Below are 14,400 nucleotides of genomic sequence, written 5' to 3'. Positions count from 1 at the left end.
CAGCCAAATTCATCATACCCAACACAAGAAGCCGTGAAGATACTTTCCGTAGTCGGCGCTCGCCCCAACTTCATGAAAATCGCCCCGATCATTCGAGCGATTTCAGCGGCCGATTCTGACGTCGAACAAGTCCTGGTACACACCGGACAGCATTTTGACGAAAAGATGTCCGACGTGTTTTTCCGTGAACTGGAGTTGCCAAAACCGGACGAGCACCTGGGCATTTCAGGTGGCTCACACGCGACCCAGACCGCGAACATCATGATCGAGTTCGAGCCGGTTCTGCTTCGGCACAAGCCGGACTGGTTGGTGGTCGTCGGCGACGTGAACTCAACCGTCGCATGTGCCTTGGTCGCGTCAAAACTGGGTGTCCCGATCGCACACGTCGAAGCAGGCCTGCGTTCACGTGATCGCGGCATGCCGGAAGAAATCAATCGTTTGGTAACGGACGCGATTGCTGATCTGTTACTGACACCGTCACCGGATGGCGACGAAAACTTGATCGCCGAAGGTGTGCCGCAGGAAAAAATCCGCTGCGTCGGCAACGTCATGATCGATTCGCTGATCCGCGCCTTGCCGAAGATCGAACAGAGCAACGCGCTCTCGACAATGGAACTCGAACCGGGCGGTTATGTTCTCGCGACACTGCACCGTCCGAGCAATGTGGACGAGCCAAACATGCTGGCCGAATTGATTGGCGCTCTCAATAAAATTTCCGAGACACTGCCGATCGTCTTCCCGGTTCACCCGCGAACCCGCGCACGCTTGAAAGACAACAACATCCAAGTCGCACCCGGGATCATGATGGTGGATCCGCTGGGATACTTTGATTTCATGTCATTGATGAAGTCCGCAAAAGTCGTCATGACCGACTCCGGCGGCGTTCAAGAAGAAACGACTTATCTGGGCGTCACCTGCTTGACCGTTCGCCCGAATACCGAACGCCCGATCACGATCGACGAAGGCACCAATCGCTTGGTTCAACCAGGCAAAGAATCGCTGCTCGCCGCTTGGGCTGAGATTCAAGCCAACCCGCCGAAACCGCGTTGTCCCGAGCTTTGGGACGGCAAAGCTGCCGAACGTATTGCCCAAGTCCTGTTAAACCGCTAGCGAACAATGCGTTTGCTCGTCAACACTCTGTCAATCGGATCGATGAGCGGCAGGCATGTCGTGTATGGTTTCTTGAGACCATACAGCGAAGCCATCCTGCCCGCTCATCAGATGATGATTTTGCACTACGAATCGGATTCACCTCCCGAGGAAATCCTTGCCCGTGGCGCGATTTCCATTCCGGTTTCCGATCGCTTGCGACATTGGGCTAAACGCAGTGTCTGGGAAGCGTTGTCGTTGCCGGACTTAATCCGTCGCCGAGCAGCCGATGTCGTGTTAACGGCTTCAGGGTCATGGATCCCACGCTGTCCCGTCCCGCAAGCGATCTTGTGCCAAAACCCATGGTGCTATCGGCCGAAAGCGCATCGCGGTTGGTCCGATCGACTCAAGGCCCAGTTGCAGCGACTCGGTTACGCCAAAGCCTATCGTTGTGCAGACTTGATGATCTATCTGTCCGATCACCTCCGCCAACTTTATGCGTCGGACCATCGGGAACCCAGTTCACGACGGCACGAAATTGCCTATGTCGGACTAAACCGAGACACCTTCGAAACGGCCCAGCAGTTTCGCGATCAACCACGAGACCCGTTGTCGATCCTGTCCGTTTCGGCAATGGCCAATTGGAAAGGCGCACACACGTTGGTCGATGCACTTGCGATTCTGCATGGTCGATCGATTCCGGCCCAACTTCGGCTGTGTGGCCCCTGGCCGGATTCAGTTTATGAAACGAAGGTACGACAACAAATTGACCGCTTGGGCCTTGGACCGTTTGTCGAAATCCTCGGCCGTGTCAGTGACGAGGAACTCCATCGCCAATATGCGGTCAATCAGGTTTACGCCTTGCCCAGCTACTGCGAATCGTTCGGAATCCCAGCCGCGGAAGCAATGGCCTTTGGAACCCCCATCGTCAGCACGACGTGTTGCGCCATTTCTGAAGTTTGCCAACCGGCCGGCCATTTCGGTCCGGTGAACGATCCCCAATGGACTGCGGACGCGCTCGCGAAACTGCTTACCGATCAACAACAGTGGCAACGATTTAGTGACGCTGCTCGGATCCGGGCAGCCGAGCTGACTTGGGAAAACTGCTACAAGCCCTTTCATCAGATCGAAGCACTCGCCGGGGCCTAGCGATCATCATGGCACTCGACATTTTGATCACCGGCATTTGTGGATTTGTTGGAAGCGAAATTGCGCTCGCATTGCGGCAACACTTCGCTTCGAATGACCTTCGCATTCGCGGTCTCGACAACTATTCGCGCCGCGGAAGCTGGCGAAACTGCGAACGACTGGAACACGCTGGAATCGAAGTGGTTCATGCCGATATTCGCTGCACCAGCGACGTCGAATCGATTGGCCCAGTCGATTGGGTCATTGATGCGGCAGCAAACCCCAGCGTCCTTGCCGGGATCGACTCGAAATCGGGCAGCCGGCAATTGCTGGAGTCGAATCTTGCCGGAACAGTCAACTTATTGGAACACTGCAAGAATCACAAAGCAGGCCTGATCCTGTTGAGCACCAGTCGTGTGTATTCGATTGATCCACTGACGAAGTTGCCAGTTGAAGTTGCAACGGACAAATTCCGTCCCAGCACGAATGACTTTCCCATTGGCGTATCAGATTCGGGCATTCAAGAGACATTTAGTACCGCGCCACCGGTTTCGTTGTATGGCGCGACGAAGCTTGCATCGGAACAACTTGCACTCGAATACGGCTACACGTTCGATTTTCCGGTTTGGATCAATCGCTGTGGAGTGATGGCAGGTGCAGGTCAATTCGGAAAGGCCGACCAAGGGATCTTTGCCTATTGGTTGCACAGCTGGAAAGAAGGTCGCTCGCTTCGCTACATCGGCTTTGACGGACAAGGCCATCAGGTACGCGACTGCTTGCACCCACGAGACTTGTCGCTGCTGTTGATTCGACAACTCGAAACGTCACCCGCAGACCAACCGCGTGTCGTCAACGTATCGGGCGGAATCGAATCGGCCCGATCATTGAAACAGCTTAGCGACTGGTGTGAGGAACGTTGGGGATCGAACGAAGTGTTAGCAGACACAACACCGCGACCGTTTGACTTGCCATGGGTAGTGCTTGACCACAGCCTAGCGACGCAGACTTGGGGTTGGAATCCGACCACCCCGGTTGAATCAATCATTGAGGAAATCGCTGTCTTTGCAGAAGCCAACCCAAACTGGATTTCCATTTCGCGATGAGCGGAGCAAGTATTTCGAGTCTTGATCATGCGACCGACATCGGTTCGTCGACGATGGTGACGGTGATCGAGCCGCCTTCGACGTGGAACGCGTTTGACGTCAAAGAGCTTTACCGATATCGGGACCTGTTCTGGCTACTGCTGTGGCGAGATATTTCGGCTCGGTTTCGTCAGAGTGTGATCGGATATGGCTGGGCGATTTTGCGTCCCGCACTAAGTGCCGCGATCTTCACGCTCGTATTCAGTGTGTTTGTCCGCATCGAAACGGAAGTGCCCTACCCGATCTTTGCTTTCGCGGGACTGATGCCTTGGCTGTACTTTTCAACATCGCTGACCGGAGTCACTCAAAGTGTCGTCGGCGGTTCGGCGTTGCTGACCAAGGTTTATTTCCCTCGTATCGTTTTACCGTTGGCGAAAATCGGGGTCGGGCTGGTTGAGTTCGCGCTCCAGTTCCTGATGCTGATCGTGATGATGGCTTGGTATCAGTACACGCCGGGGCTATCGGTGCTTGCGATACCACTCTTTGTCGGGATCACGGTGCTGACAGCACTCGGGTTTGGCATCTGGCTGACAGCATTGAATGTCAAATACCGCGATGTCGGAATGGCGGTACCGTTCTTGATCCAGATCTGGATGTATCTCTGCCCGATCGTCTATCCAATTTCGGTGGTTCCGGATGCGTACCGAACGATTTATGGATTGAATCCGATGGTGGGTGTCATCGAAGGTTTTCGTTGGAGCCTATTTGGAACGGTGTCGCCGGATTGGGGCATGATCGCCCTCTCATTTTGTTCAACAGCGTTGGTCCTGATCAGCGGATTGTTTTACTTCCGCCGAGTCGAATCCACTTTCGCAGACGTCATCTAAGACTGCTTCCCTGACATGACGACATCGATTCGAATCGATCAACTATCCAAACGTTACAAGTTGGGACTGACGCACGCGGGCAGCATTCGCGAGTTGGCCAATGCCGTGCTTGGACGACTGTTCAACAACGGAACGACATCACACCGCCAACACCGGTCGAGCGAACGAGCTGGCGATCAGACAGCTGACTCCGGCTATTTCTGGGCCCTACGTCAAATCAGTTTCGAAGTCGACCAAGGTGACGTGGTCGGAATCGTCGGCAAAAACGGCGCCGGAAAAAGCACGCTATTAAAACTACTCAGTCGCATCACCTACCCAACGTCCGGGCGAGCCGAATTGGTGGGGCGTGTTGCCAGCCTGCTCGAAGTCGGCACGGGCTTTCACCCGGAACTCACCGGTCGAGAAAACGTCTTCTTGAACGGAACCATTCTGGGAATGACCCGACACGAAATCCAGCGACAGCTTGATGACATCGTTGAGTTTGCGGGCGTCGCGAAGTTTCTTGATACTCCCGTGAAACGATACAGCAGTGGGATGAAAGTCCGCCTGGGCTTCGCAGTCGCCGCACACCTGAATCCAGAAATTTTGATTGTTGACGAAGTCTTGGCGGTAGGGGATGTCGAGTTTCAGCGCCGCTGCCTTGGAAAAATGCAAAGCGTTGCCGAATCGGGAAAGACGGTTTTGTTCGTCAGCCACAACCTCGCTTCTGTGCGTGCGTTGACCAATCGATGCGTTGTCCTTTCTCACGGACAAGTGGCATTCGATGGCGATACGGACGAAGCGGTGAACGTCTACATCCAAGAGAACCTCAGCGGAAACTCCGAGTCATCTTCGGTTGCAGACCTACCGCGATCGTTTTCAGGTCTCTGTCGCCAGCTGGAGTTTGTCGACTTGCAATTGGAGCAAACCGACGACATCGATGGTCAACCATTTCGTTTTACAGCCACGATTCGTGCCAATTCCCAATGCCGCGATTTCCTGCTTGGCATCACGGTTTTTGACGCCAACCAAAATCCTGTCGGAAGCACGTTTACGGAGACAGCCGAAGCACCGAGCAGCGGAAATTGTCGCGAGTATCACTTCGACGCATCATTCGATTTGGCTCCTGGACAGTACCACTGCGCGATATCAATCGCCGATGCGGCATCGCAAGGGAAACGCATCTACGACTCCGTTTCCGAAGTGATGCCGTTTCGAATCGAGCTGCCTGTCACGGACCTTCGTGGCTGGCATGCCGGATGGGGCCCCGTGCGTTTACCGCAACCACAGTTGCTGAACTGCGATCCGGTAACCCGATAAACCAGACAATGGGCATCCTTCGAGTCTACTTGGCGTTGTGTGTTCTAACGGCACACTCGTCCTCGTTGTTGCCCTGCCCAATGTTGAACGGACGCCAAGCCGTTCAGGTGTTCTACCTGATTTCCGGATTTTACATGCAGCTGATTCTGTCCCAAAGATACGACAAGACGTTTCAGTTTTATCGGTCCCGACTCATTCGCGTTGCGGTTCCTTACTTTGTCGTGTTGGCAATCGTCGTTGCGATCAGCTTCATCGTCGGTTGTCTGTCGGGCAACTACTTGAGTTTGACTCCCTATCAGACGATGCAAGCGAATAACGGTGCCTTAGGAGTTCTGTTCGCGGCGATCTCGAATGTGACATTGTTTGGCCAAGACATCGTGATGTTCCTAAAGCATGACTTGGGCGAACCACTTTGCTTGACACATTGCTTTCGAAATTCACCGACGCCACTCTATCGCTATTTGCTGATCCCGCAGTGCTGGACGATCGCAGTTGAGCTGACGTTTTACTGGTTCGCGCCCTGGCTTGCAAAACGCAAAACAGCTTTCCTGACCGCGATCGTCGTGTTGTCCCTGTTGGCAAGAATTACCGCCTATGAACTGTTTGGACTGAATCAAGATCCCTTCAACTATCGCTTCTTCCCTTTCGAGCTAGCGATTTTTGTCAGCGGCATGCTCAGTTTCCGATTGTACGAAACACTTAACCTTCGGTTGAACTGGTCGTTGGATACTGATTCTCGCAAAGGTGCCAAGCGTTCGATCCTTGCCGCGATCGCTGGCACGATTCTGCTAGGAACAGTCGCGGCCACGCTGACCAAAGGGCTTGGGTTGGTGATTGGGAAAGAGTACGCAGAATTGATCAGCTACGCCGGCTGGGCCTTGGTTGTGGTTGGACTGTTCCACTTGTTTCGAAGTAGTGAATGGGATCGAAAGATCGGCGAACTTTCGTACCCTATTTACTTGCTGCACTTTTTTGTCATTGAACTCGTCACCACTTTCGCATCCCAATTTGCGGGACAACCGGTTCACATCAGTTGGCTTGCTGCGTTCATCACCGTCGGCAGTTCAATCGCAATGTGTCGCTGGATTATCCAGCCGCTCGACCGGTTTCGACATCTCTTGTCGCAACCGCGATCGGCGGATCCGATGCAAGCTTGTTTGGCGTAGCTGGACTTTCGGTTCGAAAAAAGATGAGTCTCCCCATTAGCTGTTGCAACCTCTGCGGTTCGTCGGAGCGTTCAAAACTTGGACGCTGTTCGCTGCCAATTGAATTGCGATCGGATAAAACGTCCGTAGAAGTTCGCACTCTTGCCGAGTCGGTTCGCGATAGCGAGTTGTACGAGTGTCATCAATGCGGACTTCGATATCGCAAACCCCAGCTTGACGAACAGTCGCTAGGACAACTTTATCGCGAATTGCCAGCCCAGGCTTGGGACTACGTCGAAGCTGATATTCAATCCTGGAATGTCGCCGGCAAAGTGATTCGCAAACGTTTTGCGGGTCAATCCGAAATCAAGATTGTGGACATTGGTGCTTTTGATGGCCGATTTTTGTCGATGCTGCCCAAGAGCTGGAATAAAGCGGCCGTCGAGCCTTGCAACTCTGTTTTGGAATCCCTGAAACAGCGTGATATCCGCTGGATTTCCGACTTCCCTGAAAATATTCCTGACGCGGAATTCGGCCAGTTCGATGTGGCAACGATGTTTGATGTCTTTGAACACCTGCCCGATCCACAAACAACCATCCGTCAAATCGTCCGTCTACTTCGACCGGGCGGCATGTTCCTTTTTTCAACAGGCAATTCGAGTCATTGGAGTTGGAACCTGCTGGCCGGACAGCATTGGTATCTGCACACGATTCAACACCTCAGCTTTGCGAATCCACGCAGCATTCGCTGGCTAGCCGAAGCGGAAGGATTGAAATTGCAGGGCCGAATCAGGCACAGCCATCAACGGCGGACCTTGCGTCACAAGTTTCAGCACAGCTTGGAAACGCTGCATTGGCGTGGCCGAATGAGCCACGGTCCTCAGCGTCATCTTGCCGGATTGATTCAACGACTTCCTGGTCAACGTCGTTTGATGCATCGCGACCGAGCTCCGATGGCGGTGTCATTGAACGATCACATGTTGGTTTGCTTAGCAAAACCGACAGTCTCGAAGGAGACACCGAAACGATGAAACAGACTTGTTTGATCGCAGCTTCGGTTCCTGGAAGTCCGGGCGTCGACGGTGTATTTCTCCGCGACATGCTTGACGTCCCAGGGATCACCCCTGTTTCTTTGGCCGCGATGCAGTCCAATCAAAAATGGTTGCAGACACCGCTACGCCATGTCGATTCGACCATTGCCATCACTCCGCCGAACGAATGGTACACAACGGAACGACATAACGCGTTGACGTTGCCTCAACGCTATTGCCGACATCGGTTTCGTTTTGGCAAGCAGCTGCAGCAGCAACTTCAGCACATCAATACATTCATCCGTCAGCGTGATCCCGAACAACTTTGGGTGGTCCTGAACAGTATCGGAATGATTGACCTCGCATCGATGATTTCAGATAGTTTTCCGGGCACACTGATCACCCAGGTCTGGGACGACCCGATTCACCTTTGCAAACAACGGCAAATCGACCGTTTCAATCGAAGCCGAACCCTCAGCCGATTTCGACAGTTGCTTCAGCGATCAAGCCGAATCGGTGTCATTTGCGAAGAAGCCGCATCGAGCTACGAAGGCCAAACGAACGCGGCAATGCACATCGTACGTCACGGGCTTCCTGGAAAGTCGGTTGGACCACGATTGGAATCCGATCATCCCGGTGAGTTTCACATCGGATTCTCTGGTTCACTTTACGCGAAAGATGCGTGGCAGTCGCTCCATCGGGCACTTGATTCGATTGACTGGCAACTCGCTGGTCGCCAGGTGGTGCTGGTCGTCACCGGCAGCCAGGTCCAGTTTCGTTCCAAGAGTACAGCGAAGTGCTTGTTTTATGGTTGGCGAAACCAAGACGATTTGCAACGTTTGCTGGGAAGCTGTGATTGTTTGTATTTGCCACAACCGTTTTCGGCTGGTCAAGTTGAACTGGCAAAGCTTTCGTTCCCGACCAAGCTAAGCAGCTACGTGGCGACGGGACGACCAGTCTTTGTGCACTCGCCACAATACAGTTCAGTCAGTCGCTTTTGCGAGGAACATTCGATGGGAGTGGTCTGTCAATCACTCGCACCAGAATCCGTTGTCAGTCAACTTCAGTCGCTTGCCTGTGACAGTTCTTACTATCGCGATCAAGCCGAATCGAGCGCTCGCGTTGCCAATGAAGTCTTGTCGTACGACGCGTTTGCCTCTGGTGTCCGTGGAATGTTAGGTGTCTCGGAGGTTGTCTCATGAACCGCCCGCGTCTACTCGCATTCATGCGAACGTCTTCTCCGGTCGGAGGAGTCGCGACATGGTTGGATCATTTTGCCGAAGACTGCGACAAACATGGAATCCCACTGACTGTGGCCTTGGTTCGCGGACAAACGGAAAACGATCCGCAACGATTTCGTCGCTATCACCCGAACCTTCATTCGGTTGTTGTCGACGGTCGTGAACTCACTCGCGAGTCGCGGATTTTGGCTTGCCAGCGTGTCATCCGTCGAGTCAATCCGACCGCGGTTTTGCCACTGGGCGTGCTCGATGCAAACGCGGCAACGATTCGTGAAAAACGTCTTCGTGCGTTGTACCTGATTAGCTCAGCGCACGGAAACTTGCCACCGATGTTGGCGGACCTGACTGACCTTCGAACCGGGATCGATCATGTCGTTTGCGTTGGCGAAATGACGCGACGTTTTCTCACGCAATTCGCAGAGTTCGAATCACACCGAGTCTCACATGTCCCCAACGGTGCTCGACTGCCAATTGCGGCATGGAATCCTCCGCAACCCGACCTCCCGATACGTCTGGGCTACGTCGGTCGTTTGACCAAAGGCGATAAACGCGTCTTCGACATTGCAGAATTATGCCGAGTCCTGACCGAACGCCGTCTGCCGTTTCAGTTCACAATTGCTGGCAGCGGACCCGCCGAATCAGAACTCCGTTCGAAACTCATTCCTTATCAACACTGTATCACTTGGCTGGGCGCTCAATCGTCCGATCAGATCTACGGTGATGTGCTGCCCAACCTCGACTTGTTATTGCTATTTTCTTCGTCGGAAACGTTCGGCATTGTCTTGGCCGAAGCGATGATGAATGGCGTCGTACCGGTGACATCGCAATACGTCGGTTTTCACAGTGAAGGTTTGGTTGTCGATGGGGAGCACGGCCGATCGTTTTTGATTGGCGATGTTGACCAAGCGGCATGCATTATCGAAGAACTTTCGCTCAACGCTGCCGAACGCCATCGATTGGCAGACGCGGGCCGAAGACATGCCGAATCCGAATACACCTGGAATCGATGCATGACTGGTTGGCGACAGCTGATCGAAGATGTCCACCAGACCGCTCCTGTTGCACCGGCGTCAGAACTGTGCCAATCCATCAGACACGACAACGGAATTTTGGACCGAGCAGGTGTCTCGGTCGAATGGGCGGACCGCGCCCGTCGGCTTCGTCGCTGGCTTCGTCAATCCAAACACGTCGATGGCGTCGAATGGCCGCTGTTCAATCGCGACCATTGTCCACAGCGACTTGAGTCAATCTTGAACCAAACGCAACAAGTGGAGGCGGACGCGGCATGCCACGTTTGTTAATCGTCTCGCGTTGCAGCAACCCGCGTGGTGGCGCCGACCAAATCATCGCCGACCTTTGCCGGGAATTGCCGGACTATGGGTGGAATGTCAAGTTGGCTTTGACCCAAGGTTTAACGTTCAATCGCCCAGAGCTTTACAGCGAGATTCATCCCGAGTTGCCGATCATCAAAATTGATGGCACTTCAGGAATTCGTCAAACGCGCGTCGATGCGATTGCCAATACCATCGACCAGGAATCACCCGACATCGTTTTGGTGATGCGTGTCTTCGATGCATTGCCCGCTATCGTGCGATCGAAGACCAAGCCGCATCTCGCATTAGGAATTCGATCGTTCGAACCCGGATACCTAAGCGACGCTCGGCGCTACCGAAATGCGATCGACTGCTGCATCACGTCTGGCAAATTGATCGCCCGAACCTGTACCGACTGGGCCGGGTTCACTCCCGATTCCGTTCGCAGTATCGCTGGCGGTGTACGTGCACCGATTCGACGTCCAATCCGTTCACAACGACAAGAGGGACCGATCCGATTGCTATATGCCGGTCGGCTTGAAAACCAACAAAAGCGATGTGGTGACTTTATTCCTTTCATCGATTCGCTCGTTAAACGCGAGATCGATTTCCAAATGGAATTTGTCGGAACGGGACCGTTCGAAGAAGACCTCCGTCAAGCGTTCCAGGAGCAGACGGCAAAGGGGCAGATCAAATTCCATGGATGGGTAGACCGCGACCAACTCTATCAAGAATTCTACCCCAACGCAGACCTATTCGTTCACTTTGCCGCGTGGGAAGGTGTCACGATCGCACCTCGTGAAGCGATGGCGCATGGCGTCGTCCCTATCATTTCGCGATTCGACGGATTGGAAATCGAACAGCAGTTCTGTCATCAAACCAATGCATTGACTTTCCCAATCGGGGACACTGAATCGGCTGCAAATTGTGTTGCTGAACTGTCTGCCGATCTGGTTCGCCGTGTTCGACTTTCTGAAAACGCGGAACGGTCACAACAAGGCGAGTATTCGTTTCGGGGGGCCATGAAGGCGTGGGATCAGACGCTTCGCCAATGCCTCTCGCGTCCCAAACAGACGGGGCATGTCGAAATGATTCGCGATCGATTACCTGGTCGCCTCTCGCGTCTTGGAATCCCCGCCCACATTGAATCAGGGCTTCGAAAACTGTTTCATAAACCGATTCGCCACCAAAGTCCGGGCAGCGAATGGCCAACAAACAGTGGCTTGGTCACCGAGGTTGAAACACGTGAACTGCATCAGCTAGCGAGTGTGTTAGCGTGAGCGGAAGGTTGCAAAGTATCGACGTGCTTCGCGGAATCGCGATTCTCGGTGTGTTGGCAATTCATTGCCAACATGATGCCCCAGGTGGATTTCGCCAGAACATTTGGTTCCTGCCGAGTTTCTTGGCAGACTATGGCTACATGGGAGTGCACTTATTCGTTCTGCTTTCCGGATTTTGTATTCATCGGAAAGTTGCGATCGAAAAGGCAAACACGGGCGAATACAAACTGAATTGGCTTCAGTTTTGGAAACGACGTTTTTGGCGACTCTACCCACCGTACTTGGCTGCGATCGCGTTCAGTCTGTTCGTGGCGGCCGCCCGGGAAACGTACAGTTTCGACAATACGGCAGCGTTCTGGGATTTGTTTTTGCATCTCACGATGCTGCACAACCTTACCAACTTCGCGACCGAACTTTCAAACGGAGTGTTTTGGTCGCTCGGTATGGAAGAGCAGTTGTATCTTGCGTACTTCGCATTGATCGTGATGTTTCAGCGACTGCCGTTGCGACAGACATTTGCGATCGTCGTTTCAGTGACGTTGCTTTGGCGTTTCTTTGTCAGCTCATCGCCCGCCGTTCCTATCGGCAAAGTTGAGATTGGCTATTGGCATTTTTGGCCAACGATGTTTTGGCTTCACTGGATGCTTGGGGCAATCGCCGTTGACGCAAGCCTTGGGAACCGAACGCTGCCACGCTGGACTCACTCATTGCCGCTCGCAACTGTGACAATGCTGTTCGCGTTGTTTTTCAATTCGAACATGTTTCAATTGCTAGACAACACCGGCCACTCGTCATTGTTCGCGAATTTGCTTCCAATCGCATCGCGTCCCGCACTGCAACACGTCGGTGAGCTACTCGCGGCGATTTCTTTCTTCTGTTTAATGAATTGGATGTTAGATCGTGAAGCAACGAAATGGATGACAAACCCGGTTGCCAATCAACTGGCGAAGCTCGGAAGAATTTCTTATTCCGTCTATCTGGTCCACATCCCAATCTTGGGTTTCGTGTCGGGCTGTTGCGAATTTGAATCGACTGGTTTGCAGTGGATTGAGCGAACCGTCCTCCTTTGGGGTGTCTCGATACTTGGTGGCCTCGTTTTCCATCACGCGGTGGAAAAATGGTTCATCAACGGTGTCATGCCTCGCTACCGACGCCAAGCCCGCTTTGTAGCAGCGACGGAAGCTTGATGTTCCAAACGCTTCGAAGTATCTGTGCTGGCTTGCGACTCTTGCGACATCCCGAGTTGGTCGCTGACCTTGGACGCCGCCAATCGCAACTAGCAATTATTCGGCAATTGAAATTCCAATCACCGACCTGTCGCATTTCCAATGAAGTCGTGCTAACCGAACAAAGCCTCAGCGAACTGCGGCTTGGCGAAGCTGTTTCCATCGGTCATGGGTGTGTACTGACATTTGGCGACGAGCAAAACGGTATTGGCAAAATCACGGTCGGTTCGCAAACATGGATCGGCCCGTACAACAATCTACGCAGTGGCGGTGGAAGAATTGAGATTGGATGCGGATGCCTCATCAGCCAGTTTTGCACGCTTGTCGCAAGTCATCATGGCACCGATCGAGACACGCCGATTCGCGAACAAGCCCCCGCGATTGGAAAACGTGATATCCGATTAGGCGATGACGTGTGGCTGGGAGCTGGCGTAACGGTCACTGCCGGGTCGAGGATCGGCACTGGTGCGGTGATTGGCGCCGGATCGGTGGTAATCGGTGAGGTGCCCGAATACGAAATTTGGGCGGGCAGTCCAGCACGCAAAATTGGCGAACGTAAATCGTCAAACCCTTCCGGAGTAGCTGGAAATTGAATTCGTTCCATCTTTCACCCTCCTTGCTCCGTCAGCAACTTGGCTGTTGGCTGCACGAGCGATGGAAAGCAGAATTCGTGCTGCGAATGCCACGACTAGCCCGACAGATTGGCTGGTCATGGATGGACCTCTGCAACCGAGACGAATCGCTATCGATCTCAACGGATGGAGAAACTCGCATCTGCGACTGGAGTGATTCTTCTCAACTGACGCTCGCCAAGGTGTTTCCAAGCGTTGCCAACCGGCTGTTCAAATATTGCCAATCGCAACATCCCATTTTGCTGGTTGACCGCAACCGACTCGAAAACACTCAACATCCAGATGCATCAATTTTGATCGCGATCGGAGGCCGCACGCGATTGCCATTGCTGCACCTGACCCTGATGTCGCTAATCGGACAAACAGGCGTCTCGATCGAAATCATTGTCTGTGAAATCGGTCCCCGTGCTGAACTCGAACATCAACTCCCCACCGGCATCCGATACCTGCATGTTCCAATGGACAACGCGAACGGATTCAACAAAAGCATCGCGTTGAACCGTGCCGCCGAACTTGCCACCGGTGAAGTGCTTTTGGTCCACGATGGTGACTATGTAGTGCCAGCAGATTTCGTGCGAACAACACTCACCCAGATTGGGTCGGCAGATGGTATTCGGCCCTGTCGTTTCATTTTCCATCTGGATCGCGTCACCACACAGCGAGTGCTTGAGCAACATCGTTTGCCCGAAGTGGTTGGGATCGAAAAAATCGTTCAGAACAATCCAACGCCCATGGCTGTCAAACGTGATGCATACCAGCGAATTGGTGGTCACGACGAAGACTATTTTGGTTGGGGCGGAGAGGACACGGAATTCATTTCGCGACTTCGGACCAGTTCGATGATCGAAGGCGGCACCACATTCGCTCTTCATCTTTGGCATCCGGCGGCCCCCAAAAAAGCATCGGGCGACCGGAATCGCAGCATGCACGACCAGAAAATGCGGATCCCTGAATCACAACGCATTCACCGTTTGCGAAGGAAAATTCATGGATGCCACGTCGCATCGTCGACCACAGGTTCATGACGGTAGCCGGACGCGGAATCGA

13 protein-coding genes are annotated in these 14,400 nt (G+C 53.4%); all 13 read left to right on the top strand.

What is annotated here, in order from left to right:
* Positions 1 to 33 precede the first annotated feature (33 nt).
* The 13 genes from wecB to CGZ80_RS00490 all read left to right on the top strand — a co-directional run bounded on the left by wecB (position 34) and on the right by CGZ80_RS00490 (position 14,378).
* Positions 34 to 1,110, top strand: coding sequence for a non-hydrolyzing UDP-N-acetylglucosamine 2-epimerase (gene wecB / locus CGZ80_RS00550; RefSeq protein WP_094410824.1), 1,077 nt, complete (start codon positions 34 to 36; stop codon positions 1,108 to 1,110).
* A 6-nt stretch (positions 1,111 to 1,116) separates the two neighbouring features.
* Entirely contained in the window at positions 1,117 to 2,238 is a 1,122-nt protein-coding gene (locus CGZ80_RS00545) for a glycosyltransferase family 4 protein (RefSeq protein ID WP_094410823.1), read from the top strand.
* An 8-nt stretch (positions 2,239 to 2,246) separates the two neighbouring features.
* Complete coding sequence (locus tag CGZ80_RS00540) at positions 2,247 to 3,320, top strand: NAD-dependent epimerase/dehydratase family protein (protein WP_094410822.1); 1,074 nt, start codon at positions 2,247 to 2,249, stop codon at positions 3,318 to 3,320.
* Complete coding sequence (locus tag CGZ80_RS00535) at positions 3,317 to 4,186, top strand: ABC transporter permease (protein WP_233148145.1); 870 nt, start codon at positions 3,317 to 3,319, stop codon at positions 4,184 to 4,186. The genes CGZ80_RS00540 and CGZ80_RS00535 overlap by 4 nt, the downstream gene beginning before the upstream one ends.
* Positions 4,187 to 4,201: 15 nt before the next feature.
* A complete protein-coding gene (locus CGZ80_RS00530) occupies positions 4,202 to 5,485 on the top strand; it encodes an ABC transporter ATP-binding protein (RefSeq protein ID WP_094410821.1) in 1,284 nt (427 codons plus the stop codon).
* An 8-nt stretch (positions 5,486 to 5,493) separates the two neighbouring features.
* On the top strand, positions 5,494 to 6,651 hold the full coding sequence (locus tag CGZ80_RS00525; protein ID WP_158222494.1) for an acyltransferase family protein: 1,158 nt from the start codon (positions 5,494 to 5,496) through the stop codon (positions 6,649 to 6,651).
* A gap of 23 nt (positions 6,652 to 6,674) precedes the next feature.
* A complete protein-coding gene (locus CGZ80_RS00520; protein ID WP_094410819.1) occupies positions 6,675 to 7,661 on the top strand; it encodes a class I SAM-dependent methyltransferase in 987 nt (328 codons plus the stop codon).
* Entirely contained in the window at positions 7,658 to 8,863 is a 1,206-nt protein-coding gene (locus CGZ80_RS00515) for a glycosyltransferase family 4 protein (RefSeq protein WP_143543672.1), read from the top strand. The genes CGZ80_RS00520 and CGZ80_RS00515 overlap by 4 nt, the downstream gene beginning before the upstream one ends.
* The gene (locus CGZ80_RS00510) at positions 8,860 to 10,203 is read left to right on the top strand and encodes a glycosyltransferase family 4 protein (protein WP_094410817.1); all 1,344 of its coding nucleotides are present in this window, start codon (positions 8,860 to 8,862) and stop codon (positions 10,201 to 10,203) included. Before CGZ80_RS00515 ends, CGZ80_RS00510 begins: the two co-directional genes overlap by 4 nt.
* Entirely contained in the window at positions 10,188 to 11,495 is a 1,308-nt protein-coding gene (locus CGZ80_RS00505; protein WP_094410816.1) for a glycosyltransferase family 4 protein, read from the top strand. Before CGZ80_RS00510 ends, CGZ80_RS00505 begins: the two co-directional genes overlap by 16 nt.
* Positions 11,492 to 12,682 carry an acyltransferase family protein gene (locus tag CGZ80_RS00500; protein WP_094410815.1) on the top strand — a complete coding sequence of 397 codons (1,191 nt, stop codon included), beginning with the start codon at positions 11,492 to 11,494 and terminating at the stop codon, positions 12,680 to 12,682. The genes CGZ80_RS00505 and CGZ80_RS00500 overlap by 4 nt, the downstream gene beginning before the upstream one ends.
* Complete coding sequence (locus CGZ80_RS00495; protein WP_158222493.1) at positions 12,682 to 13,314, top strand: acyltransferase; 633 nt, start codon at positions 12,682 to 12,684, stop codon at positions 13,312 to 13,314. The genes CGZ80_RS00500 and CGZ80_RS00495 overlap by 1 nt, the downstream gene beginning before the upstream one ends.
* Positions 13,315 to 13,400: 86 nt before the next feature.
* Positions 13,401 to 14,378 carry a galactosyltransferase-related protein gene (locus tag CGZ80_RS00490; RefSeq protein WP_143543671.1) on the top strand — a complete coding sequence of 326 codons (978 nt, stop codon included), beginning with the start codon at positions 13,401 to 13,403 and terminating at the stop codon, positions 14,376 to 14,378.
* Positions 14,379 to 14,400: the final 22 nt, after the last annotated feature.

This window comes from Rhodopirellula sp. MGV (assembly GCF_002251265.1).
GTDB lineage: Bacteria > Planctomycetota > Planctomycetia > Pirellulales > Pirellulaceae > Stieleria > Stieleria baltica_A.
The sequence above is the reverse complement of the archived record's forward strand: the minus strand, read 5'-3'. Positions and strand labels throughout refer to the sequence as shown.

Bases quoted from the DNA above. Each gene is read 5' to 3' on its own strand.
- CGZ80_RS00540 (WP_094410822.1), top strand. From the start codon at position 2,247: ATGGCACTCGACATTTTGATCACCGGCATTTGTGGATTTGTTGGAAGC.
- CGZ80_RS00520 (WP_094410819.1), top strand. From the start codon at position 6,675: ATGAGTCTCCCCATTAGCTGTTGCAACCTCTGCGGTTCGTCGGAGCGT.
- CGZ80_RS00495 (WP_158222493.1), top strand. From the start codon at position 12,682: ATGTTCCAAACGCTTCGAAGTATCTGTGCTGGCTTGCGACTCTTGCGA.
- CGZ80_RS00515 (WP_143543672.1), top strand. From the start codon at position 7,658: ATGAAACAGACTTGTTTGATCGCAGCTTCGGTTCCTGGAAGTCCGGGC.
- CGZ80_RS00525 (WP_158222494.1), top strand. From the start codon at position 5,494: ATGGGCATCCTTCGAGTCTACTTGGCGTTGTGTGTTCTAACGGCACAC.
- CGZ80_RS00490 (WP_143543671.1), top strand. From the start codon at position 13,401: ATGCCACGACTAGCCCGACAGATTGGCTGGTCATGGATGGACCTCTGC.
- CGZ80_RS00530 (WP_094410821.1), top strand. From the start codon at position 4,202: ATGACGACATCGATTCGAATCGATCAACTATCCAAACGTTACAAGTTG.
- CGZ80_RS00510 (WP_094410817.1), top strand. From the start codon at position 8,860: ATGAACCGCCCGCGTCTACTCGCATTCATGCGAACGTCTTCTCCGGTC.
- CGZ80_RS00545 (WP_094410823.1), top strand. From the start codon at position 1,117: ATGCGTTTGCTCGTCAACACTCTGTCAATCGGATCGATGAGCGGCAGG.
- CGZ80_RS00535 (WP_233148145.1), top strand. From the start codon at position 3,317: ATGAGCGGAGCAAGTATTTCGAGTCTTGATCATGCGACCGACATCGGT.
- CGZ80_RS00505 (WP_094410816.1), top strand. From the start codon at position 10,188: ATGCCACGTTTGTTAATCGTCTCGCGTTGCAGCAACCCGCGTGGTGGC.